The organism is Paenibacillus mesophilus (assembly GCF_005938385.1).
Taxonomy (GTDB): Bacteria; Bacillota; Bacilli; order Paenibacillales; family NBRC-103111; genus Paenibacillus_AB; species Paenibacillus_AB mesophilus.
In genome coordinates this window covers 1-24,433 of record NZ_VCRA01000012.1, presented here as the reverse complement: position 1 = coordinate 24,433, position 24,433 = coordinate 1, and the positions used below count along the sequence as shown (strand labels likewise).

Genomic DNA, 24,433 nt, shown 5'->3' with positions numbered 1-24,433 from the left:
ATGCTACCTCCCATGAGTCACATCGCTTCGTTTGCTTACCGCCAATTCGTAGAGTTCGATTGACCGGCGAACCGCAGGCCGTTCCATTAACGCCCAGTCGTACAAATGCTGTGCGAACCGCCTTCTGTTATTACCGGAATGCAACAATCTCACTCCGTATTGATTACCGTGTTCCCCTTCCACCCCCCAAACGATATGCCCCTTGAATTGGTACTCCGTCTGTGCAATAAGCAAACGAATTTCCAGTACGCATTCGACGTGAAGAGGGAACGTCAATTTTGTTCCAAACCTGATTCCATCAGGTCCTAGATCATGAACATGTCCCGTTGTTTCCCTGCTTTGAACAAATATCCCATTCATTCGTACTATTCGTATAGCGGCACTTATCGGCGTCAGGGGCTTCACACGAAAATTTTTTCTGCGCATGGACGAATCACCAACTTAAATTAAGAATCAATACCTCTGATACATTTTGTATCATCGTATTTTTACTTTATGATACATATTGTATCATGTCAAGTAGAATAAAGTTGTTATAATGTTGTATGTAACGTATATTCTTATTTTAATTTGCCTCAGGGCTGATTGTTGTTTCCATTTTTTTTGTTTCCACCGCAGGTTTTTCCGTGCTTTCTTTGTTTAGCTTGGATAAAAACTGATATACTTTTTTCGGGTTTATATCCATGTAATTCATAATCTCGAAAATATCCAATTCTTTTTTTGAGTCCATTTTCACCCTCCAACATGTATAGAACTACTATCATTTGCAATCTTGTAGACGATACCCACACAAATATTAAGAAAATGGCGAATTATTAAACGGGCACTTTGACAATATATGACTCTCGTCAAAAAAAATGATTCATTTTGTATCATTGCACTTCAGCTTTATTCTAGATACGTTTCGTATCGGAGTCAAGTGAAAAACTTATTAAGCTTTCTTCACTTTGTTGTATGCTATGTCTTGTTTTGAAACAGGTCCATTGGTTATACTGTTACTATCGGACTTTACATTAGGGGGACAAATCATGATTAGATGCGGCGACAGGATAGCACAATTGCGTGAAAAACGCAGTCTAACTCAAGAAGAACTATCCAGTAAACTGGGGATATCCCGCGCAGCCCTCTCCCATTACGAGACCAACCGGAGGGAACCGGATTACGAAACGCTTCGTAACATAGCGAACTTTTTTGATATAACTCTCGATTATTTGCTAGGCAGAACGAATGATCCTCAGACCGTTTTGGATCAAGATATTCGAGAGTTTGTCGACAGTTTGGAGCTTTCCGACGATACGATTATGGACAAATTTTCGTTAACTATAGACGGCAGAAAATTAACGGCGGAAGAAGCCAAACGTTTTATCGCATTCGTACGAGCTGAAAGATCGATGAAACAATAACTTTCCGGACATTTGCTCCCGAGTACAAACAGCTGCAGCATCTGCTCGCGTTACGGCGTTGTAAGCGTTACTGCGCTGATTTTGGCGTGCCCGGAATTTCTGGAATATTATGTTGTCTATAGGCTGATATGGTTCCAACAAACTCTACTATGAATAAAATAGATAAGAGCGAAAAAGAGTATGATTCGCTAAATCCAATTCAAAGGAGAGAGCCATATGACCATAGACGCGGTTATTGTAAACGTTGCCGATTTTGGTGCAAAAGGCGACGGCATAGCTGATGACTACACGGCGATACAAGCAGCCTTGAATTCAACAATCGGCAATAAAAAAAGCGTTGTCGTATTTCCTCCCGGAACCTATAACTGTTCCAATACATTAATCATACCGAAGAGAAACATTAAAATTACCGGCGTTTCCACTTCTTACGGCTACGGCGAAAGAACGATATCGAATGTCGAAATCAAATTTACCGGAGGAGACATCGGTATCGACTGCGTTTCCAAATATATAGATAGCGCAAACCTTTACGATCTGGCCGATTTCTTGTCGGTAGAAAACATTACGATAAACGGCAACAACAAGATCAATATCGGAATTCGAACGGCCGGAGCGGTTTTGCTGCAAGAACTTTCTGTTAAATTTTGCAACAAAGCGGGCATACACCTCTACGATATCACGAATCAAACGCAGCTAAACAAGTGCAACGTATTCTATAACGGCGATTACGGCCTCATGATAACCGGTCCCAACACGACTATTTTTTCAGTTTATCAATCCACATTCCGCGTTAACCGTGTCGGCATTTACATGGAGTGCGGGCAACTCGCCGAGTTCTCCAACTGCGTAATCGAATCGAATGCGAGTTATGGCTTCCAGCTTTACGGAAACGGGAAATATTCCGACCAAATCCGCTTCTCGCATTGCTGGTTCGAAAACAATTCCTACGATTCAAGCGACTTGTATCATATCCTGATCGATGCGGCTCCTTCGAATATCGTACAGGGCGTTATTTTCGAAAACTGTATCATCAGCACGGGATCAAAGCCGCAAAACCGCGGAGTATGGATCAAGAGCTGCAATTCGGCCGTTTTTGAAAATTGCAGATTTCTGGGCGGGGATCAAAACAATTTTATTATTATGGACAGCTCGAATGCGCGAAACGTCGTGTTTACCAATCGCAGAGGCGGTCCCGCAAGCTTAGTCGATCAAGGTGTCCGAACTATGGAAATGAACGTGAAGAAGACAGGAAGTTCCGGCTATGAGCTTCAAGGTGATCTTCACGCCAAGGGCGGCAGAACCCAAACATTGTGGTTTCAAACACAAAACGCCAATGCTCCCGGCATAAAAGACCTCGTACTGGACCCCGTCATGAGCGGAACTACAAGCGACACTTACCCCGCCCTTTCCTCCGGTTCCCTTGTGGGAATTACGATCTCCAAAAAAGCGCGAATTTCGGCCGGTTCCATCACGATCAAACCATATACGAAAATATACTGGCAGGCTGCTCAGACCCCCTACGCTTCTTCCTCCAATATCAGCTTGACAAGAAACGATCGAAGCGGATATGAGAAGCAAGCCGTATACGCGGTTGAACAATTCACATTTACCGCAGGCACTCATCTGGGAGTTACTATGGATACGTCTTCGGATTACAGATCAGGGGGTAACGGCGAGATATTGGTAGGATTGGTTATAGAGTACTAAGATAACCCCACAAAGTGAAGCCTTTCTTCGAAGCTTATTCCAATTACTTTGCGGGGGCCCCGAAATTAAAACAATCCCGCAGGAGCTACTTACGATTCTGCGGGATTGTTTTCGTTTAAGGAATCAGATTGGTAGTAATCTTATACAAATGCGAGCCGTAAGAATAATAAACATGATTATCGATCACAGTAACATTGCTGATGTTCTCCAAAACCCTCTTGTAGGCCAGTGTTTCCGGATCGATAATGGTCAGCCTATCCGACAAGGTCGTATAAAGCAATCCGTCTTGTCCCCAAATAAGACGATTCGGCATAGTTTTGTTTGCATAGGTGCTGTTGTATATCATCTTGCTCTTTACTACCTCGTACGTGTTAGGATTCATTGCGAATATCGTGCCGTCAATGATCCCCCACAACAATCCGTCCGGGCCGACGGATAATCCGCCTATCTTTTTCGGTGCCGTATCGATATAAGGAATTTGCGGAGTCAGCGTGCGAATTACTTTATCTGTCGCGGCATCCAATACGAATATTTTGGCCTCCGTTTCGGTTGGCGATATGCCCAGCCCTCCCCAAATCGAGGTTCCTCCGAAAATTTTCCCTTTGTAATAAGCGAGTCCGGTAATACTTTGATTCGGCACAATATTCTCGTACGTGGTCCACTGTTGAAGCTCCTCGTTATAGCTCGTTAGTGCTCCGCCCAATTTCCCGTATTCCGGGATCGTTCCGACATACAGAGAACGTTGTCCCGGTACAATGACAAACGGTCTTTCTTGATTATTCTGGATATCGTATACCAAGGACGGGTTTTCGGCAGCCGTAACTGCTTTTTGGTCTATTTGTGCGGAGTCGTACTGATATATTTTGGCCGATCCATACGTACCCAAAAATGCTTTGCCGCTATACATGCCGATTCCTTCAACTTGCTCCATATACGGATTTGTCATCGTTACGACTTTTTTATCCGGATTGAATACGCTGAAACCTTTACTGAATCCGCCGACATACAAGTTTTTATCGTCCCCCGCCTCCAAAGTTCGAATAATGACACCTTGAGCCGGAGCAATAGAATTGTAAACCTCGATACTGTCATCGGAAGGATTGTACATAAAATAATCCAGTGTTTGAGTGAGTCCCACCAATACCGTTCTTCCGTCCGAAAGCTCGATCCAGTTCATCCGCAATGAATCGGAAATCGATATACCGCTTTTGACCGTTCGTTCCGGATATCCGGGTTTGAAGAAGTCCACCGAATATAAAGTTCCTTTATTGAAGTAGTATAGGACACTCGGATTCATTCCCGATGATGCCGGAGGCACCGGGGACGGATCTCCCGCGAACGATATTTTCTTGATAAACTGTCCTGTTGCCGTATTGTATACGTCGGTTGGACCGTAAGAAACAAGCAGTTTCCCTTCTATTTCATTGATCGCATAGACGAACCCGTTCGTTCCCGTGTCCCTAAGCATAATCTCTTTTTTGCTGCCGTCCGCCCTGGATATCCGATACAAATGTTTTTCCGTTCCAATGCCGACATAAACATAATCGTTATGCACGTAGAGCGATCTTGCATACTCCTGTTTCGGATCGATCGAACCAAAATCTTTGAACGATTTTTTGGCAATGTCGTACTCGAATACTTTCGACCTCATATACGAAGCACCGTAGATCTTACCGTCCCCGCTCGCTTCCAGCTCGAAAATAAACTTGTCGCCAGGATGATTTCCGACGCTTTCGAACGAGCCGCTGATTGGATCGTACCGGTAGAGAGCATTTGTCGTCGTTCCCGTTAAGTATACGTTCTTATCGGAACCGATCGTAATTCCCCATACGGTGTCTTCATTGCCTGGGAGCGGTTTCGAGAAGCGGATTTCGCGGTGCTCTGCATCCATCGCATAAAATACTCCGGGTTTTCCGTTAACAACGAAATACAATTCATTTTGGCCCGCGGCATTCACGCCGATCGCAGCGCCGCTGGCCATTGCCGTTTGAACCGGCTCGCCCAAATCCTGAGCCTCGCTGATGCTTATTTTTAATGGCTGGTTTAACGAAAACGAAACATCATCAAAATAGGCCGTGCCTACCGATGCAGCACCGGATGCAATCATAACGGCTGCCGTTTTGGCATTCGACGGAGCGGTTACGTCGACGGTTGCCGTGGTCCATTCGTTTGCCGGCGAGTTGAATACTTTATAGTTCGTTGTCTGTGGAAATACTTTGCCATACTCGTCATAATAGCGAATATATACGGAATAAGTACCGCTTGTAATAAACATTTTTAGCTGTGTTCGGTAAATTTGTCCTCCCGTTATTCGAATTTTCTCGCTTTCTGCCGCAATAGCCTCGGTTGTCGATGTATCGGTTATTTGCAAACTTAGATTCCCCGTGCTGCGAATAGCCTGGCTGAGCGAAATGCCCGAGCTGCCGAGTGCTTGACGCCAGTTGGCAATCGTACCATCGGATTTGCGCGGTGCTTCGAAACCCGCATTCATGACGCTGAAATTGCGTTGAAAGTTTACGTTATCGAAATGCCCGATCGTTACGCCTTCTATCGAGGAATACAAAAGGATTGCCGCTTTGGCTGCCCCGGGCGGCGCCGTTGCGGTAACGGAAGCGGTAATCCATTGTTCCAAAGGCCCCAAGCGGGCATCGGGAGCCGGCTGTGCGGACAGCAGCCGATCATTGGCGTCGTAGTAACGGAGATATAGAGCCATGACGCCTTTTTGCAATTTCATCTTGACCGATGCGGTATAGGATTCACCGGCCAAAATAGGAATCTTCGCACTTTCGATCCCAAAAGCCATCGTCCTGGATGCATCCTCGACCCTAAGACTGGCTTTTCCCGCGTATTTCACAGAAGTGTCAATTGAAAAACCCGAACTTCCGTATTGTTGGCTCCAATATGGAATAGCACCCCCATTGGAAACGCTCTCAAACCCATTATTCGGTACATTCTGATCGTCCATGGACGATTCGGAAAAAACCGTCGGACTAGTCCAACCTACAATGCCCCCGATAATCAATAGCATGATCAGCATTTTTCTCATTATGCTTCTGCTCCCTCTCATGGAAAACGAGATTCCCGAGTTAACTGCAGTTCCTTGTGCAAAAAAGCGATCATTCGCGACACGAATCGCGGGCATTCGCCCTTTCTCCACGTGATTATCAGCCTCCTTCTCATTGATACGATACGTATTTTTCCAACTATTTTACCAGCATTCGTTAGTAGTGTCCATTATAAATGATACATTTCGTACCCAAACAAAACATCCGACTTATGGCCCAACTTCCCCACAAGAAATGATTTTTTTCAACTATTTTTGAAACAAATTGTATCTTTTTATTGATTAGTTGATATAATGTAGGTGTTTCAATACAAAATGTATCTTTTAGGAGGTTATTATGCAACAGGCAAAACGATCTTGCATTTTCTTTCTCATGTTTATTTCCATTTTTCTGACCTTACTTGCCGCCCAAGCATCAGCCGCAGAAAATGAATGGGAGCTCATTTCACCGTTGCCCACTCCACGAACAGGCGTTCAGGTTGTTGAAGTCGGCGGAAAAATCTATGCAATCGGGGGAAGCAATAATTCAGGAGCTTTATCCGTCGTGGAGCAGTTCGATCCAATGACAAATAATTGGACAGCCAAGCAAAGCATGAACAGTATTAAATCCAATACTTTCGCCGCTGCCGCCCTCAATAATAAAATATATGCCTTCTCCGGCACTGCCGTGGAGGAATATAATCCTTCGACCAATACATGGACGGTTAAAGGTCCTATTCCCAAAGCTGTAACCAACCCGAGCGCCGCCGCCCTCAATGGAAAAATTTATGTATTTAGCGGTGTTTTCGTACAGGAATACGATCCGGCCAATGACACCTGGAGTGCAAAAAACAATTCGGCTATCAACCTGTCCGGTACGGCAGCCGTCTCATTAAACGGTAAAATTTATGTTCTGGGAGGAACATATGAGGGGCAATTCGGTTATTTGTACTCCTCCAAAAGATCTCTTGTCTATGATCCGGCAGCGGATCAATGGGCTAATCTTGCCAATATGAAAATCGAGCGTACACAATTCGGAGCTGAAGCGGTAAATGGCAAAATCTATGTATTTGGCGGGGATACCTATTATAGACACTCCATACCTACCCGTGAAGTTGAATGTTACGACCCGGCAACGAACGCTTGGACTTCCATGAAGCAGATTCCTGCCGCTTTGGCAGGACATGATACGGTACTGCTTGGTAATAGAATCTATGTAGCTGGGGGCATTCAGAATGACTTAGTTTATTATGGTTATGCGCAAGCAAGCTATGTTTACTCGGCGCCATCCCCGTCCGGACAATTGGAACCGCCGACTGGCGTAACCGCGGTCGTGTATGAATCGGGAGTCACTATAAAGTGGGCACCCGTCTTGAACGCAACCGGTTATTCGATCAAACGTTCGGATCAGCTTGAAGGCCCGTACACGCAAATCGGCACCGTAGCTTCCTCCACATATGGAAACACGGTTACTTCGGCAACTTACACCTATTCGGATACGGGGCCGTTTACCCGGGCCTATTACTATTACACCGTATCGGCAGTAAATTCGGCAGGAGAAAGCGATTATTCCAATAAAGTATTAGCCATTCTGCCCCCTGCCATCGAAAATATTCAAAGCACGCCAACCGGCATAGCAATAACGTGGACCCCTTTCCCGGAGGCAATCAAATATACGATCAAACGATCAACGACTCCCGGCGGGCCGTATACTACGGTTGGAACGGTCGATTCCGGGCCTTGGATGTACAGGAGCTTATTTTTCGACGAAAGCAATCTGCAGCTTGGTGTTACTTACTATTACATCGTTTCCATGACTACCTCGGTTGGCGAAAGTACTTCCAAAGAAATTTCCGGCGCCTTGCAATCGGTCAAGCCTACCAATCTGGTTGCTGCGGTTCAATCGTCCCAAATATCATTAACCTGGGTACGCGCCTATGAAGCACAAACTTATACCGTCAAACGCGCCACAAAGTCCGGCGGACCTTATAGTACCATCGCATCCGGTATTACAGCCACTTCTTATACCGATACGAACGTTCAACCTGGAGTGACTTATTATTATGTTGTAACGGCAATCGGCATGGGGCACGAAAGCGATAGCTCCAATGAAGCTTCCGCACTCATTCCTTCTTCTTCATCGTCCGGCGGCATCCTGAAAATTACGATGGAGGAAGGAAATATTAAAATGTATCAGCTCGACAGCGCCAAATTGAATGCTTTTGTGGATTGGTTCGAAACTAGAGCCCGTGGGATAGGGCCTGACGCCTTCGGACTGGATAAAGGCCCCGATGGTTCTTACTCCAGCATGAAGCACTACATTCTGTACAACCGAATCATCACTTTCGAAGTGAATATGTTCAAACCGTAAAGCAGACTGGTTATGTTATAAGAACCCTCATCCCGAGGGTTCTTATCCATCATACAGGAGGATCTTCAGACAATGATTCAGTCCAAGCGGGATTATCAATATTACTTGGAAGCCGATCGCTTAGCAATCAAAAAATTCAACAGCAAACGTCCGCGACTCGTCGGCGATGAAGTATGGATATTTTTACGATCGCTAAGGAAGCTGGAGTACATGATCAATTGCAAACGGGGTCCATTTTGGAAGCTGATCCGAATGTATTGCAAAGTAAGACATCACAAACTGAGTTTAAAAACGGGAATCACTATACACCCCAACAGCTTCGGCCCCGGTTTGGCGATTTTCCATCACGGTACGATTATCGTGAACAGCAATGCAAGGATCGGAAAAGACTGCCAGCTGTACAACTGTACGAATATTGCCGACGGAGTTAAAGTAGGCAATAAAGTTTTTATAGGGCCAGGCGCCAAGCTGCTTAACAACGTCCAGATCGCCGACGGGGTCCGGATAGGCGCAAACTCCGTAGTAACGAAGTCCTTTACGGAGCCGAACGTCACGATTGCCGGGAATCCGGCAAAGAAGATTTCTGACGTCGGTACGGAGCATCACTATGTTGGCGGAACGGATAGAATGCTGCTATAAGGCATTAGCGTCGCCTTGAGCCGATTAGGGCTTTATTTTTACCTTTTACAAACAAAATTTATTAATTATGGAGGAAATCGAGAAAATATGAAGCAAAAAAAGGGGCCCAGCGGCCCCCCAGCGGCCCCTTCCCCTTTGTTATCCAATTTCCCCGCCCTCACATCCTAAGCAGCGCGTCCCGCCCCTTCATCCCGGGAACGATGCCGAGCTTCTCGGCCTCATGCGTAACCGATTCCAAAGGAGCCTCCAGCAAATCCGCGAGCGACCGGACGCCCGTAGCCCGGCCCGCAATAATTTGCCGTTCCTTCAACCTTTCGTTCAGCAGCGCTACGTCCAATGCGCCGCACATGATATACCCTCTATCGGTGGCAATCGCAATCAGCGTCGTCTTCGGCAGCTCCACGGTATAACCCATTACCGTGCGTCCTTCGATCACAATCGGTTTCGCCTCCATCATGTTCGAACCGTTCTCCCTTCGCCTGTAGTTCCTACCAGCATATGCAGCTGCCCCCCGGTTAGTCCGAGTCGATCGCCCACGGCCCGATTCGGATGCAACACACCCGAAACTATTTTTCGTCTGGAAGCACCATACATTACTTCGATTGCTTTTTTTTGTTATACTAAGGACTACTTAGGAACAATTACGTAATGATTAACACGTAACAATTCCTTCTTATTGAAAAATCAGGACGTGAGAAGATGGATTCAGAAAAACGCACTTTTGAGAAAAAAAAACATTTGTTCAAAGTGGAGATTATGGTGGAGGAGCCTACCCACACAATGGCATTGGCCGCCCTTCTGCAAATATTGAACCATCCCAAGGTGGACGACTTCCGGGTGCTGGAAGGAATGCAGTTCGGCAAGACGATCGAGAAAACCGTCAATGAGAGCAAAGGGCAGCCATTCGCCATACCGCCGAATCAGTCCGTATCGAATAAGAACGCGATAGCCGGACAAAACGCCTCCGCGAAGGACGGCGGTAAAGCAAAATCGGCGCCCCCGGCCAAAAGCTCCGCGGAAGCATCCTCTGCGGGCAAAGCCAAAGATTCGGGAATCAATTTGGAGCATTTGATGGAGCTGAAGGAGAGCGGGACGCTCGTCCGGATCGTCGTCGTGAAGGGCAAAGGCGTGAAGCTCAGCATCCCTTGCCGCGTCTTGAATTTTGACCCGGACGGCCAGCAGTTGACGATCTACCACGTCGACGAGAAGAAGGTGTACTCTTTCACTTTGAACGAAATCGAAGATATCGTCATGTAGGAGAACGTTAAAGGGACTATCTCGAAGCCGTGAGCTTCGGATAGTTTTTTTGTTTTTGCGAAATCACGGCGGCGAGCCGATCGATGTATGCAAGCCCGGTATCGGCGTACATACTACATAAGAATTTCCCCATGTGGGCCGGGCTTCCTCGATAAATACGCCCGAAACAATGATAAACGAGGTAACGATATGGACTTGCATACCGGCAAATCGAATTGGGTCGACAGTCTCCCGTACGCGCCTTCCTTCCCTGCGCTCGAACAAGATGCGACGTGCGACGTGCTCGTCGTGGGGGCGGGAGAATGCGGGGCATTGTGCGCCTTCGAGCTCGTCAGCCGCGGACTGGACGTGATCGTGGTCGACAAGCGGAAGGCCGTGTCCGGCATTTCCAGCGCGAATACCGGAATGCTGCAGGCGGCCAGCGACAAATCGCTCCATTCTTACATCCACTCGCTCGGACCGGAGCGGGGTGTCCGGGTATACCGGTTATGCCGGCAAGCTGTCGATCAGCTGGAGCGCATCTCCTCCATGCTCGATTTCGACTGCCAGTTCAAGCGCAGGGACAGTCTGTATTTCGCAAGCACCGAAGAGGATGTTCCCGGCCTGAAGAAAGAGTACGAGACGTTGGCTAAATACGGCTTCGACGCGGATTACTGGGACGAATCCGCAATCGGGGACCACTTCTCGTTCCGCAAGCCCGCCGCCCTGTATTCCCGCAACGATGCCGAATTCAACCCGTACCGGTTCGTGAACGCTTTACTGCTGTACGTTTCCCGGCAAGGCGCACGGGTATTCGAGCATACCGAAGTCATTCGACACACGACGGACAAGGAAGGTATCGTATTCTATACGCCGAACTATCGCATTAGGGCGCAGTACGCCGTTATCGCGGCAGGCTACGAGGCGCAGGAATGGAAACGAAATCCGAATGCCGTCATGAGCAGCACGTTCGCCATCGCCACCCGGCGTCTGAACGATTTCCCGGGATGGCCGGGCCGATGCTTGATCTGGGAGACGGCGAGGCCGTATCTATACATCCGGACAACGGCCGATAACCGGATCGTGGCGGGAGGACTCGATGAAAGGACGGGCAGCGGGACCGAACGGGAGCGAATGCTGCGGCATAAATCGGACTTGCTGGTCGAGCGGCTCCGGCAATTGTTTCCACATATCCCCGATTTACGGGCGGAGTACAGCTGGGCGGCGGCATTCGGGAGCACGCATGATAGTCTCCCGCTGATCGGTCCGCAGGAGTCGTTCCCCCGATGCTACTTCGCCTTGGGCTATGGCGGGAACGGCACCGTATACAGCATGATCGCTTCACAATTGATTGCCGGTCTGTTGACCGAAGGCCGCCATCCCGACGCGGAACTGTTCCGTTTCGACCGGCCGGTGCGGGACGTGGGCGTTTCCATCTGAGACAAGCCGAATTTCATGCCCGATGGTTGTTTGTCCAAGCAGGGGAGAGGCGGCGGCATAAAATGAGGTAGATTGGACGAAAGGGAGGATCATCCGATGCAATCTACCGTCAAGCGTCAAGAGGTACAGAAGCTGATCGGCAAGAACATTTATGCGGTGAGAAAAAACGGTACGATCGTGACCGGCACGCTGCGGGGCATGAAAGGGAACCGGCTCGTCTTGGAGCAGCCTAAAGGCAAATCGGTGAAAACGAAAGCGTTTATTCCGCTCGTTCTGTTCGATCTGCTGGCTATCGGAACGTACGGAGGATACGGCGGAGGCTACGGTTATGGTTATCCGGGGTACGGTTACGGAGGATTTGGTTACCCAGGCTTCTGATAACGGGTGTGGGACGGCGGGAGAGTGTGCTGATTGCACAAGCTCCCGGCCGTCTTTTTTGTTGATTCAGAAAGTTAAACTTCGCTAAAGCGTTAAAGCGAAGTGCGAGTTTCTGAACCAAGAAAAACTTCCAGTGTTTGGGGTCCCCGAAAAGTACCCGGCGTAATCTTCGAAGGATAGCGTCACTTTTTGGGGTGAGAGTAGCGTTTGCTTGCCGCTGCAGCCAAGCAAGCCCATCCGATCAGGAAAGCGACACCCCCGAACGGCGTAATGATGCCGAGCTTGCCGATCCCGGTGACGGCCATGACGTACAGGCTGCCGGAAAACAGCACGATTCCCGCGACCAGGAAAGCTCCCGCGCGGGACACCCATTTCGATTCGCCCAGCTTGTCCGCCGCAAGGCCGATCAGAAGAAGCCCCAGCGCATGCGCGATATGGTACTGCACTCCCGTCTCGTAGGCGGAGAGCATGCCGGCATCGATTTTATCCTTCAAGCCGTGCGCTCCGAACGCTCCCAGCGCAACCGCCAGCAGCATGAATACGGCTCCCAAACGTACATAGTTGCGAAACATCGGATTGCTTGTCTCCCTTCGCGTATGACTATACAACCAGAATACCGGAACAACGCGGCGAATGCCAGCGAACATTCGGTGAAATGCATAAAAGCCCCCGCCCGTCGCAATCAGCGGGATCGGAGGCTCCTTATTCAGCCTTAGGAACTTTAACGGAATAATTACCTGCTCCCTGATGACCGGGACTTGCCGGTCCACAAAGCCCCGGTCGTCAGTCAGGGCGGTAATTCCGTTAAAGTTCCTTACAGCGTTTTCTGTCCGGGCTTCCAGTTGGCCGGGCACAGTCCGCCGGCTTGGAGCGCCTGAAGGACGCGCAGCGTCTCGTCGACACTGCGGCCTACGTTCATATCGTTTACGACCTGGTAGCGCAGCACGCCTTCCGGATCGATAATAAACAGCCCGCGGTGCGCGACGCCTTCTTTTGCATCGAGTACGCCGTATGCCGCGGCCGTCTCCCGCGTAACGTCACCGGCAAGCGGATAGCGGATCGGACCGATCCCGTTGCTGTCCCGCGACGTATTCATCCAGGCGCGATGGGTATAGACGCTGTCCACGGAAACGCCGACGATGTCGCAGTCGAGATCGAGGAATTCGTCATAACGGTCGCTGAAAGCGATAATTTCGGTCGGACATACGAACGTGAAGTCGTACGGCCAGAAAAACACCATCAGCCACTTGCCTTTATAGTCCTCCAGCTTTACAGGCTCGGCCAAAGTTTCCACGTTTTTCGTCGAAGGGAGATTGAAGCTCGGTGCGGGAAGTCCCATTTGGGCGATTTTCGTATCCAATGCTGCTGTCATGTTCGTTTATCCTCCTGGTTTGTGTATGGTATGGGCGAATAGGTGCAAACTAGGGACTATTATTGCACGGCCGCGGCGGCCAGCGCTTTCTTGATCCGGGTCGGGTTCAAACCGAGAATATGCATCTCCCCGATTACGGTTACGGGGACGGACATCAGTCCCATTCCCTCAAGCTGCTTCGCGTATTCGGCATTCGTATCGATATTGCGTTCTTCGTAGGCGATGTTCTGATCTTTCAAATATTGCTTCAGCTGCGCGCAGTAATGGCAGTTCGTGCTCGAATACACGATAGCTTCGGTCATTCTCGATCTCTCCTCGATTGGAACTGTCACGTAACAAGGTAGGTCATTACGCGACAGTTCCTTATTTGTATTGGGGCAATACTTGCGCCCTTTTGTGGATATATTTGTCGACCGCCATAGCGGCGATAGCGCCGTCCGCGGCTGCGACGACCGCCTGCTTCACCGGAGTCCGGCGGACTTCACCGGCTCCGAAGACGCCGGGTACGGGCGACTGCATCAAGGCGTCGAGAATCATGAAGCCGTCGTCGTCGAGCGGAACCTGATCCTTGATTAGCTCCGTGCCCGGCTTGCTCCCGGACAGGAAGACGAATACGCCGTCGACGTCAAGCAGCTGCTCCTGCCCTTCCCGGGTACGTACTTTGACGCCTTCCACATGACGTTCCCCGACGATCTCCAGCGGCTTCGTACGGAACAGCCACTCCGTCTTCGGCAGCTCGGGTACATGATCAACGCCCTGCAGTTCTTCGCGCGGTACGATAAAGGTGAGGCGTTCGGCGAATTTCGCAAGCGCCGCCGCTTCCTCCAGCGCTTCCTCCGAATCGCCGATGACCGCCACCGAACGTCCTTCGAAAAAAGCCCCGTCGCAAGTGGCGCAAATGCTCACTCCTTTGCCGAGCAGCCGCTCCTCGCCGGGCAGCATCCGGTTGCGCCCTTTCGAGCCGGTCGCGAAAATGATTGATTTGGCTTCGTAGATGCCGTCCGCCGTAAATACGGTTTTGACGTCGTCTTCCACGTCGACCGCGGTTATCGTTGTCTGGATGTATTCCGCCCCGAACGACTGCGCCTGGCTGCGGAACCTCTCCAGCAGCTCTTTGCCTGTCCATTCGCCTTCTACACCGGGGTAATTGGCGATTTTATGGGTTAACGCCAAGGCGCCGGTATAAGGAGCCTTATCGATTACGAGCGTCTTCAACTGCCCTCTTGCCGTATAAATGGCAGCCGAGGAGCCTGCAGGTCCTCCGCCGATAATGATGACGTCGTACATGCGCCCTCACCTCTTTTCTTTCAAATACTAATTACTAGTTTATAATTATTATAATTTAATACGAAATAAAGTCAATACTATTTTAAAATAATTATAAATAACAAACAAACGGAACAGTGAGTTCCGTTATTTCCTCCGGACAGTCTGAAAAACAGCTCTGCGGAACGTTTGGTTCCGCTATTCCACATTCCCGCTCCACTTTGGCCGTCCTTATCATCTATAGCGGAAGAAAATGTTCTCTTATCATCCGTTTTTTCGCGTTGTTTCCAGAATAACGGAACTGAAGCTTCCGCTAAGCCAGAACGTAACGGTTGGGGCCTGCTTTTAGGATACACTTCGTTACATTAATATTGGCAAAGCCGATGCATTGTGATACAATACGTATCATAGAAGAAATGCTTCATCCCATTTTGCATAAGCACATCGACAAGGGGGAAACCTTATGCCCAGAAAACGGATCTATTCGGATGAGGAGCGGCAAAAACGGCATCGCGAAGCAAGCCGGAAATACCGCGAAGCGAATTTGGAGAAAGTAAGCGCGTACAACAAGCAGTGGAAAGTCGACAATTGGGAATATTACCGCGAATACAATCGCGAATATTTGCGTCGCTGGCGCCAGAACAAGAAGGCCGGACGCGTCACGAGCTAGTGTACGGCTGCACATTCGCGGTGGTCCGAGCTGATCATGCCGCCTTAAGCTCCTCTGCAACGAAAGCAAACAAGCCTCTGCGCCTCCCATGTCTCGGCTTGAGCATAGGGGCATAGAGGCTTGTCGTATGCATTCGCTACCGCACGTCTTTCTTGCCGTCCGCCATCCATCCGGCATTGCGCAGCTCGGCAACGGAAGCTTTCACGCATTGCTCCCCGTCCGGTCCGAAATATTCGAATGAAACGAATCCTTCATAGCCGTTGGAGTACAACGATTGGCAGACGCTGACGTTATCGACGTCGCCGTCGAATACGGAGGTCGGCTTGCGCGTTTCCGGCGCGTCGAGATTCCAGAAATAGCTTTTCATATGCACATGGTCCATATAAGCGTATAAAGCTTCGAGTGCTTCCAGCTGATCGACGCGCTCCAGGTACAGGTTGAATCCGTCGAAAATCATCCGTAGCCTGGGGTGGTCCGCTTCCCGGAATATTCGGCGAATCGGCTCGATTTGGTCGGCGAACGTGTTGTTGTGCAGCTCCAATCCGAGATTCACCCCGTACCGGTCCGCGATCGCAAGCGCCTGCTTGAGCCCTTCCATCGATTTCGCCCATAACGCGTCAGGGGTATCCCGCGAAGGCAGATGGCCGAAAAAAATCCGGACGACAGGACTCCCGAAGCGAACGGCATATTCAGCCGCCTTCTCCACGGTCGCCAAGTTTTCCGCGCGCTCCTCGTCGCTTTTCGAGAACGACACGTACGGACTGATAGCGGGCACCTGAAGCCCGGAACGGCGTATGTCCTCGACCAGTCCGTCAACCGACCCGTGACGCTCCGCATATTCCTCGATATGACCGGTCCACAGCTCGATGCCGTCCAGTCCCAGTTCCCGCACCCGGTTCAGTACGTATTCCACCGGCATGTCCCGGTTGCCCGTCGAGCAAAGACTCCATTTCATCGTTCGTTCCTCCTCTCCTTCGTCGGCTCCCGCTCCTATAAACGCTGCTCCGTCCCCGTCTCGCTTGAACGGTACATCGATTCCACTACGGCTACGACGCTGCGCGAATATTCCATCGAGGAGCTTGGCTCGACGCCTTCCTCGATATAGCGGACGAGATCGCGGAACTGCAGCACGAACGGCGGCGCCTCCTTCGTCACGGGCACTTCGACGTACTTGCCCTCCTCGCTGATCCACAAGCCTTGTCCGGTGGCCAGCTTCAGCATCCCGCCGGTAAAGATAAGCTCCGTTTCGTTGCGCGGGACGACGGTGTACCCGGATTGGGTGATCGTCGCGGGGATGCCGCTCTCCGTACGCAGCCAGGCGATGCCGCTGCCCTCAATGTCTCCTTTGGTCCCGTAATGGCTGACCGACGCTTTCACCTGCGCAATCCGGCTGCCCGTCAGCCACTGGATTTTGTCGACCGAGTGCGAGCCGAGATTCATGAAGATGCCCCCGCCCGCTTTCGCCTTCTCGAAAAACCAGGCGGGGCGGGTGTCGCGGTAATACGGTACGTGCCGCGCATCGTTGATCATGACCAGCTGACCCAAACGACCTTCCTCCATAATCGCCTTGGCCGCCCGGTTATGCGCGATATAATGCTGCGTATGGCCGACCATCATCCTGACACCGGCGCGGCGGACCGCTTCGATGATCTCGTCGCATTCGGCTGCGTTCAGCGCCATCGGCTTCTCCAGCATCACGTGGCAGCCATGGGCCGCGGCGAAAATCGCGGCTTCCTTATGCAAAAAATGCGGCAGCGTCACGACGGCGATGTCCGGCTTCTCCCGTTCGATCATTTCCCGGTAATCGGTATAGGCCGCGATGCCGTATTCGGCCGCCACCGAATCAGCCCGCTCCCTTGAAATATCGGCAAGAGCAATCGCTTTCAAGCCGTCCGTCTGACGAAGCGCTTCCAAATGGGAGACGGCGATGCCGCCGGCCCCTACAATAGCCACTTTGTATGCCACTTATTTCCCTCCGTTTGCCCGCAATGTCGCCCGTCCTTCGTTCCGGCAGAAAAAGGTCTCCCGACAGGCGAGTGGGAGACCTTGCGTACTAAACGTTTATGAAATTATTATAAATCAACCGCTTTCGCTCCATCAATAAGGCGAGATGTCTTTAACTCGTCCATAAGAGCGGTCCGGGAGTACGTCCAATATTCGCGCAAGATTACCGCCCTTGCCCCATGAACTTCTCGTAGAGGTCAAGCGTCTGTTCCAACGCCGCTTCCCCCGCGACTGTAACTTGCCGCATGCGGGCCGTGCGCCGGTCGCCTGGCGCAAGATCGCCGCCGAACAGCGTAAAATAGAGCGCGTTATGCTTCCGGATGCTGTCGTTCTCCTCCAAGCTGGAATATGTAACGCCCACCGCGCCGCATTCCGCCGGATCGGCCATCTGAACGACGTGCAGATCGCCTGTGCCCATTACCGCAACGGCTCTTCCGTAGAAAGGTCCGGTTACGAAAGGGGCGATCGGCAGCCCCGTCTTCTCGTTCAGCCATCGTCCGTCCAGCCGGGTATGACCCGCCTCGTTATCGCGCGGCAAGTAGACGTAATGTCCTTTGATCAACGGATGGTCCTCCACCTTGTGCAGCAGCATATCGGCGGAATCCGTTTTCGCGGGCCATTTCGGGATAATGGCATAGGGCTCCATGGCGAAATCGAAATAGGACGATACCGTAATTTCGTATTTGGACATCGGTTTGAACGCTTCGATCGAAACGGTCAAGTCGATCGTCGACTCGTCGACAATCTCGTAAGCCGCTTCCATCCGGCAAGGATTAACGTCCGTAGGTTCCCATTCCAGGACAAGGCCCCTCTCGGATTGGGATTTGATGACGATCGGCTCGTAGCGGGCGATACCTTGAAGACGCCGATCGAACATGATCCGGTACAAGTTCAAAGCGAAATAAGGCTCGCGGACAAGATCGAAGCCGGCCTCCGGTCTCCGGAGCGAAGCCAGGCCGTGCTTCTCTTTGTCGGCACCCAGTATGATGTCCGTGTCCCCGACACGGTAGGGGAACCGTTTTTTCTCGATTGCCGTCTGTTGGTCGTTCGCCATAGGTTAACCACCCATCCTTTGCTTCCTGATTGGATTATAGAGACTGTCGATTAACTGCTAGTGAAGTGAGAACAGGCCGTTCCAAGTGAAAAGATACCTTCTTTTGCTCAGACAGCTTGTTTAGAAGGTATCCTTTTCACTTTCCACTCCTTAACTCACCAGTTAATCGACAGTTTCTTATTGACTCTTACAAAGCCCGCGACAGCAAACGAACGAATTCGTAGTCGTTGCGATATTCGCCGCAAGTAACCGGTTGCTCTCCTCATGCATGCCGAAAGGCACGCCGCGAGAGCGCATGGCCCCCGCCCTCAGCGGCTTCATCCGGACGATACGTGCTCCCCGATGCAATCCAGAAAGGCGCGCCCGTACTTGTCGAACTTATGCTTGCCGATTCCTTTGACCGACAGCATGTCGCTCTCCGTACGCGGCATGGCTACGCACATTTCCCGCAGCGTAGCGTCATGGAATATCGTAAACGGCGGCACCCGTTCCCGTTCGGCGAACGTTTTGCGCAGCAGGCGAAGCTTCTCGAACAGCGATTCATCGCCGGCGTCGACGGTCCGGGAAGCGCTTCGGGCTGCTGGAGCGACCCGCTGGAACACTTGCTCCTTGCCTTCGAGCACGGTCTTCGCCTCCGCCGTCAGCGTCAGCACCGGGTACTGGCTGTCGGTCAGCTTCATATATCCGTCCGCTACGAGCACGTTGATCAGGTTCACGATATCTTTCTCCTTGCGCGCGCTCATCGCGCCGTACGTGGGCAGCTTATCGAATCCGAACTGGCGCACTTTGGCGTCATTCGCCCCGCGAAGCACTTTGGCCGTGATGGTAATGCCGAACCGCTGCTTCATCCGGGCCACGCACGAGAACACCTTCTGCGCGTCCAGCGTCACGTCGGCTACTTCGCGGTCGTCGGTACAGCTGCTGCATCGGCCGCAAGCCTGCCCTTCCGGGTCGCCGAAATAACGGACGATGTACCGCTGCAAACACTCGGTCGTATGGCAATATTCGACCATCCCGTGCAAATTGCCGTATTCGATCGTCTTCCGTTCCTCGTCGCCTTCGCCCTGCTCGATCAGAAACTTCTGCGTCATGACATCCTGGGGCGCATACAGCAGGATGCATTCGCCCGGCTGGCCGTCTCGCCCGGCCCGACCCGCTTCCTGATAATACGACTCGACGTTTTTCGTTACATTGTAATGGATGACGTAGCGGACGTTCGATTTGTCGATCCCCATGCCGAACGCATTCGTCGCGACCATCACCTTCAATTCGTCATAGAGGAAAAGCTCCTGATTGCGCGCCCGTTCCTCTTCGGCCAAGCCGGCGTGATAGCGTCCGGCCCGGATGCCAAGCCTAACCAAATAATTGCAGCATTCCTCCACTTCCCTGCGGGTGGAGGCGTAGACGATGCCGCATTCGCCCGGCCGGCTGCGGACGTATTCCGCCAAATAAGCTTTCTTGTCGGCTCCTTTCACGACGGAGAAGCTTAAATTGTCCCGCGCGTAGCCTGTCGTAACCCGGACGGGGTCGTCCAGACGAAGATGCCGGACGATGTCCTCCTTCACCTTGTCCGTAGCCGTGGCGGTAAAAGCGGCGATAACCGGCCGCGGGCGGATCAGATTCAGCACCCGGCTGATCGACATGTAGCTCGGCCGGAAATCGTGGCCCCATTGGGATACGCAATGCGCTTCGTCCACGGCTACGAACGGAATATGCAGCTCGCCGAGAAACCGGGTGAACCGCTCCGATTCCAGCCGCTCGGGAGCTACGTACACCAGCTTGAATTTGCCGTCCGCAATATCTCTGAAGCGCGCGTTCAATTGCTGCGCCGTCAGCGTACTGTTTATAAATGTCGTCGGAATGCCTGCCTGATTAAGCGCATCGACCTGATCTTTCATGAGCGAGATGAGCGGCGAGACGACGAGCGTAATGCCGTCCATCGCGGCCGCCGGCACTTGATAGCATATCGACTTGCCCGCCCCGGTGGGCATGACGCCGAGCGCATCCCGGCCGTCCATAATGCCGGAAATCAGCTCCTCCTGCCCTTTCCTGAAACTGTCATAGCCGAATACCGTCTTCAGAATCGATTTCGCTTTCTGCTGCGCGGGCACTTCAGTTCCCTCCACTTTCTTGTTGGATTCCCAAATTCCACTATACCACAGCAACGGTGCGCGTAAACACTGCCAAAGCCGGCGGCATGCCGGGCTTATTCGGGCATAACGAGGGACAAACGCCATTTGCGGCGGTTATTCTTTGCTTTATTCGCAATTTCGCCGCAAGCGGCGCGATTCCGTTAACGGAATAACTTTCGTCTTGCTTCCGCCCGTCCCGCAAGTCTATCCTTAAAGAAACGGAAAGCGAAATAATCGCAAAGGGAGCATGATGGATGCCAACGACCGGACTTCGGGATACTCCCGATCACCTGTTATGGAAGCGAGATACCTATTTGCGCCGATTGGAGCGCCGGATCGATTCCGTCGGCCTGATCAGCCTGGACGTATTCGATACGCTGCTGTTCCGCTGCTGCGCGCGGCCGGCCGACGTGTTCGAGATGGCGGCGGCGAAGGCGGCGGAGCGCGGGGCGCTGCGAAGGCCGACGACGCCTGCGGAGTACCGCACGATGCGAATCGCCGCGGAACGGCTGGCACGGGAGCGGGAGATACGGCAATCCGGCTGCGGGGAAGTGACGCTCGAGCAAATTTACATGCAGTTCCCGCCCGCGCTGGGAGACCGGCACGTGCTGCTGGAGCTTGAGCTTGAGGCCGAGCGGGAAGCATGCTATGTGAATCCGAACATCGCCTCGCTGATCCGGTATTGCGGCATGCGGGACATCCGGGTCGCCCTGCTGAGCGACATGTATTTGTCCCCTTCCCTGCTCGTCTCGATTTTGACGGCCAACGGGCTGGATGCCGGACTGCTCGACGCCGTTCTCGTTTCCTCCGACGCAGGCTGCGGAAAGCGCTCGGGCGAGCTGTTCGACGTGCTGCTTGCCCGCCTCCCGGATATTCCCGCCGACCGGATCGTACACATCGGGGACAATGAAACGGCGGACGTGCTCGGCGCGGCCAAAAGAGGCATCGAAGCGATCCATTACGCGGTAGTTCCGGATACGATCGACAGCCCCTTTCATTGGGAGACGGTCCGGCACGGAGCTCTGCTGCCCGAACTGACTTCGGTCCGCAAGCTGGCCGGAGCGACGCTTTTGTCCGAGGCGGGGGAACGCGAGCCTTTCTTTTATCGTTTCGGGGCGGGCATGCTCGGTCCGTTCGTGCAAGGCTTCTGCGATTGGGTGCTGGACCGGTGCGCCGCCGAGGGGCGTACCGAAATTCATCCGCTCATGCGGGAAGCCCATCTGCTCGGACCGGCACTTGCGAACGCCGCCCGTATGCGCGGAATGGCCGTGTCCGTCAAGCCGCTTTACGTATCGAGACAAGCGACGCTGCTTGCCTCGATGAGCGATTTCGGCGAGCGGGAGCTGGAGCAAGTAGCGGGCTTGGGGCCTATTACGCTCGGGGAAGTGGCGGAGATGCTCGGCGTCGGATCGGACATGATGCCGGCGGAATGGGAACGGCATATGCGTGTACCCGTATCGGAAGCGCGCACACAAGCGATGCCTCGGTCGGAGCAAAACATGCATCATGAGCCGGAAGCGCCGGCGCAGCAGCAGTTGGAGAGGCGCTCAGTAGAGCAACTGCCCTCCGGACAATCGCTGTATGAAGCGTTCAAGCAATTCATGCTGCAAGAGCCCGCTCTGCTTCGTGGCCGCGAGACGGTAACCCGGCAGAGGAAGCTGCTGCTCGAATACATCCGGCAGCAGTGCGGATGTCCCGACAAGCTGCTTACGGTCGACATCGGCTTCAACGGCACGATTCAGGCCGCGATCGATGCGGCTTATAGGGGAGAAGGCGCTTCGCACGCCTCGATCCATCTGCTCGCGGTCGGAACCGAACGCGCGGCGGAACGAGTGCTGCAAGGCACCGATTTGCGCTGCTGGATCGGAAGCGGCGGAGACAACGGCGATATCGCGAGAAGGTTCGCGCGCAGCCCGGGACTGATCGAGGAGCTGATGATGGGAGAGTTCGGCTCGACGGTCCGATACAAGAGGGAGGAGAACGGGAGGATTGCGCCGGTGTTGGCGGAACTAGCGCTTCCCGCCGAACAGTTCCGCTATAAGCAGGCGTGCCAAGAAGGCGTATTCGCCTTCCAAAGCTGTTACGCGCATTTGCAGACGACAAAGCCGCGGCTCCATGCGCGGGCCGAGGCTCGCCAGTGGTGCAGCATCATGCACCGGGTGCTCGATATGCCGACGCCGGAAGAAGCGTCGGCGCTCGGCGACCTGGTCCATCAGGACAACTTCGGCGGCGTGCAAATCATCCGGCTGTGCGAGCCGCTGCCGATCCAGTGGCAGCCGCTCGGCGGCGATTACCTGCTCGATTTGGCCGCATTCGGGCCGAAGAAGGCCGACGTGTTTTGGCCGCAGGGGCTCGTTACGCGAAGTGAACCGTACCGGTTGTATAAATCGTTTCTGCGACAGCGGGACTCGTTCGGCAGCGCCGTGTTGGCCTTCAACGTCATGCACCGTCTGACGCGGGAAGGCGTCTCGTCCGTGCTGTTGTACGGCAAAGGCGACTTTGCGGACAAGCTGCTCGGCGAGGCGCTGCTGCACGGCATCCGCATCAGCCGGATCATTGGTCCGGACCCGTCTTCGCTTCCGGCGCTGGAAAAAGCGATTGTGTCCGGCGATGCCGACGGTCACGTCTATTTGATCGGCACGCTGAACGACATGGAGGAGTATAAACAGGCGATTGCCGACGGCTACAAGCGGCTCAGGCCGGACATTGTCCCGCGGCTGTATGAGCCGTTCGCCTAGAAGTCCGGCAAGGATACGCGAGCGCCGCTCTTCCGCTGTATAAGAGTGTTTTACATACGCTATTTAAGCAAAAATCGCGATCGCCCCGCAAATAAGAGAGGATAGGAGCTCTTATTCCGTCGAATCCACGCTGAGAGCAGTCCGGTGACCCGAATAAGAGCTCCAAACCGCTTCTATTTGCGGGAAAACGAAGTAGAAAGGCGAAATAAGAGCTGCCAGCAGCTCTTATTTCGCCTTTCTTGGAATATTAGAATGTTTAAGTTCTTCACCGTACTAAAGCGAGGTATATCCTTGCGTATCACTTTCATGCGAAAGATTCGATGGATGGGGAAACGGAACTCTCATTTCCTCTATTGGTTCAGAAAGAGGGGAAAACCATCGTAAATGGAACTTTCAGTTCCTTTATTTGCCCCGTTTTAGTACAAAACGATGTTTATTTTGTCCGATAGCGGAACTCAAACTTCCGTTTAGCGCGATTTCAACCCTTCGTTTTTGAAATAACGGAACTCCAATTTCCGTGAGCTTTTTTCCGCTTTTTATCCGCAGGAATAAGCGTCTGGGGCATGGGCTTTTGAAGTAGAAGTCATTTCCCAGAAACTCCGAGAGGGAATGGGTATTGAAGCGGAACGTTTGGGTGTGAATTTGGCATGAACCTCGGCAAAATCACACTAGGTGTGAATTTGGCATGAACCTCGGCAAAATCACACTCGGGCCGCCTTTGAAGTCGTGTTGTTACCGCCAAGTCTAATCAAGACAACACGACTGTGGGCAGCGGTTGGAGCCGGGTACCCATTCCCTCCCAACGCGCAAATGTATGGGTTTGCACCCGAAGGACCGTCCGGGAACCGGACGGTTCAGGCTGTTTATAAAGCCTAGTTTTTCGAGCTAGTCTGGATCAAGAATGTATAACTCTGAGACGTCTCTAACCAGAAACAGAAAAGATCGCCCTACCTGGCTAGCTTGGCCAGATGGTTGGCGAT

Annotated in this window: 21 protein-coding genes; 9 read left to right on the top strand and 12 right to left on the bottom strand. The window is 52.2% G+C overall.

What is annotated here, in order from left to right; all coding sequences use genetic code 11:
- Window positions 1–3: 3 nt before the first annotated feature.
- Window positions 4–426 carry a PilZ domain-containing protein gene (locus tag FE783_RS39015; RefSeq protein ID WP_138881371.1) on the bottom strand — a complete coding sequence of 141 codons (423 nt, stop codon included), beginning with the start codon at window positions 424–426 and terminating at the stop codon, window positions 4–6.
- 139 nt (window positions 427–565) lie between these two features.
- The gene (locus FE783_RS37650) at window positions 566–730 is read right to left on the bottom strand and encodes a hypothetical protein (RefSeq protein WP_158301948.1); all 165 of its coding nucleotides are present in this window, start codon (window positions 728–730) and stop codon (window positions 566–568) included.
- 298 nt (window positions 731–1,028) lie between these two features.
- On the opposite strand from FE783_RS37650, the gene FE783_RS21050 reads away from it, so the two are divergent.
- Both FE783_RS21050 and FE783_RS21045 read left to right on the top strand, forming a co-directional pair.
- Entirely contained in the window at window positions 1,029–1,403 is a 375-nt protein-coding gene (locus tag FE783_RS21050; RefSeq protein ID WP_138881370.1) for a helix-turn-helix domain-containing protein, read from the top strand.
- Between the two features lie 216 nt (window positions 1,404–1,619).
- The gene (locus FE783_RS21045) at window positions 1,620–3,110 is read left to right on the top strand and encodes a right-handed parallel beta-helix repeat-containing protein (RefSeq protein ID WP_138881369.1); all 1,491 of its coding nucleotides are present in this window, start codon (window positions 1,620–1,622) and stop codon (window positions 3,108–3,110) included.
- A gap of 115 nt (window positions 3,111–3,225) precedes the next feature.
- Here FE783_RS21045 and FE783_RS21040 read toward each other — a convergent pair whose 3' ends face one another.
- Window positions 3,226–5,913: a carbohydrate binding domain-containing protein gene (locus FE783_RS21040; protein WP_158301947.1), complete on the bottom strand. Its 2,688-nt coding sequence runs from the start codon at window positions 5,911–5,913 to the stop codon at window positions 3,226–3,228.
- A gap of 598 nt (window positions 5,914–6,511) precedes the next feature.
- Between FE783_RS21040 and FE783_RS21035 the strand changes: the two genes are divergently transcribed.
- Both FE783_RS21035 and FE783_RS21030 read left to right on the top strand, forming a co-directional pair.
- The gene (locus FE783_RS21035) at window positions 6,512–8,524 is read left to right on the top strand and encodes a Kelch repeat-containing protein (protein ID WP_138881367.1); all 2,013 of its coding nucleotides are present in this window, start codon (window positions 6,512–6,514) and stop codon (window positions 8,522–8,524) included.
- 72 nt (window positions 8,525–8,596) lie between these two features.
- Window positions 8,597–9,163 carry a serine O-acetyltransferase gene (locus tag FE783_RS21030; protein ID WP_138881366.1) on the top strand — a complete coding sequence of 189 codons (567 nt, stop codon included), beginning with the start codon at window positions 8,597–8,599 and terminating at the stop codon, window positions 9,161–9,163.
- A gap of 157 nt (window positions 9,164–9,320) precedes the next feature.
- Here FE783_RS21030 and FE783_RS21025 read toward each other — a convergent pair whose 3' ends face one another.
- Window positions 9,321–9,620 carry a YunC family protein gene (locus FE783_RS21025; RefSeq protein WP_138881365.1) on the bottom strand — a complete coding sequence of 100 codons (300 nt, stop codon included), beginning with the start codon at window positions 9,618–9,620 and terminating at the stop codon, window positions 9,321–9,323.
- 242 nt (window positions 9,621–9,862) lie between these two features.
- On the opposite strand from FE783_RS21025, the gene FE783_RS21020 reads away from it, so the two are divergent.
- The 3 genes from FE783_RS21020 (at window position 9,863) to FE783_RS21010 (ending at window position 12,217) form a co-directional block, all read left to right on the top strand.
- Window positions 9,863–10,420 (top strand): hypothetical protein, encoded by a 558-nt coding sequence (locus FE783_RS21020; RefSeq protein ID WP_138881364.1) that lies wholly within the window; start codon window positions 9,863–9,865, stop codon window positions 10,418–10,420.
- A 189-nt stretch (window positions 10,421–10,609) separates the two neighbouring features.
- Window positions 10,610–11,839, top strand: coding sequence for an NAD(P)/FAD-dependent oxidoreductase (locus FE783_RS21015; protein ID WP_138881363.1), 1,230 nt, complete (start codon window positions 10,610–10,612; stop codon window positions 11,837–11,839).
- 96 nt (window positions 11,840–11,935) lie between these two features.
- On the top strand, window positions 11,936–12,217 hold the full coding sequence (locus FE783_RS21010; RefSeq protein ID WP_138881362.1) for a 50S ribosomal protein L33: 282 nt from the start codon (window positions 11,936–11,938) through the stop codon (window positions 12,215–12,217).
- Between the two features lie 182 nt (window positions 12,218–12,399).
- On the opposite strand, the gene FE783_RS21005 is transcribed toward FE783_RS21010, so the two are convergent.
- The 4 genes from FE783_RS21005 to FE783_RS20990 form a co-directional block, all read right to left on the bottom strand.
- A complete protein-coding gene (locus FE783_RS21005) occupies window positions 12,400–12,789 on the bottom strand; it encodes a DUF423 domain-containing protein (RefSeq protein ID WP_138881361.1) in 390 nt (129 codons plus the stop codon).
- A gap of 242 nt (window positions 12,790–13,031) precedes the next feature.
- Window positions 13,032–13,589: a peroxiredoxin gene (locus FE783_RS21000; RefSeq protein WP_138881360.1), complete on the bottom strand. Its 558-nt coding sequence runs from the start codon at window positions 13,587–13,589 to the stop codon at window positions 13,032–13,034.
- A 59-nt stretch (window positions 13,590–13,648) separates the two neighbouring features.
- Window positions 13,649–13,891, bottom strand: coding sequence for a glutaredoxin family protein (locus FE783_RS20995; RefSeq protein ID WP_138881359.1), 243 nt, complete (start codon window positions 13,889–13,891; stop codon window positions 13,649–13,651).
- A 61-nt stretch (window positions 13,892–13,952) separates the two neighbouring features.
- Entirely contained in the window at window positions 13,953–14,876 is a 924-nt protein-coding gene (locus FE783_RS20990; RefSeq protein ID WP_138881358.1) for an NAD(P)/FAD-dependent oxidoreductase, read from the bottom strand.
- A gap of 442 nt (window positions 14,877–15,318) precedes the next feature.
- Between FE783_RS20990 and FE783_RS20985 the strand changes: the two genes are divergently transcribed.
- Entirely contained in the window at window positions 15,319–15,525 is a 207-nt protein-coding gene (locus FE783_RS20985) for a hypothetical protein (protein WP_138881357.1), read from the top strand.
- A 136-nt stretch (window positions 15,526–15,661) separates the two neighbouring features.
- Here the strand turns inward: FE783_RS20985 and FE783_RS20980 are convergent, their stop codons facing one another.
- From FE783_RS20980 to recQ, 4 genes are all read right to left on the bottom strand, one after another.
- Entirely contained in the window at window positions 15,662–16,480 is an 819-nt protein-coding gene (locus FE783_RS20980; protein ID WP_138881356.1) for a sugar phosphate isomerase/epimerase family protein, read from the bottom strand.
- A 35-nt stretch (window positions 16,481–16,515) separates the two neighbouring features.
- Window positions 16,516–17,490: a Gfo/Idh/MocA family protein gene (locus FE783_RS20975; protein ID WP_138881355.1), complete on the bottom strand. Its 975-nt coding sequence runs from the start codon at window positions 17,488–17,490 to the stop codon at window positions 16,516–16,518.
- A 202-nt stretch (window positions 17,491–17,692) separates the two neighbouring features.
- A complete protein-coding gene (locus FE783_RS20970; RefSeq protein ID WP_138881354.1) occupies window positions 17,693–18,583 on the bottom strand; it encodes a hypothetical protein in 891 nt (296 codons plus the stop codon).
- Between the two features lie 317 nt (window positions 18,584–18,900).
- Window positions 18,901–20,694: a DNA helicase RecQ gene (gene recQ / locus FE783_RS20965; protein ID WP_238403183.1), complete on the bottom strand. Its 1,794-nt coding sequence runs from the start codon at window positions 20,692–20,694 to the stop codon at window positions 18,901–18,903.
- Between the two features lie 275 nt (window positions 20,695–20,969).
- On the opposite strand from recQ, the gene FE783_RS20960 reads away from it, so the two are divergent.
- Window positions 20,970–23,453, top strand: a complete 2,484-nt coding sequence (locus FE783_RS20960) for a hypothetical protein (protein ID WP_138881352.1) — start codon at window positions 20,970–20,972, stop codon at window positions 23,451–23,453.
- The last annotated feature ends 980 nt before the right edge of the window (window positions 23,454–24,433 follow it).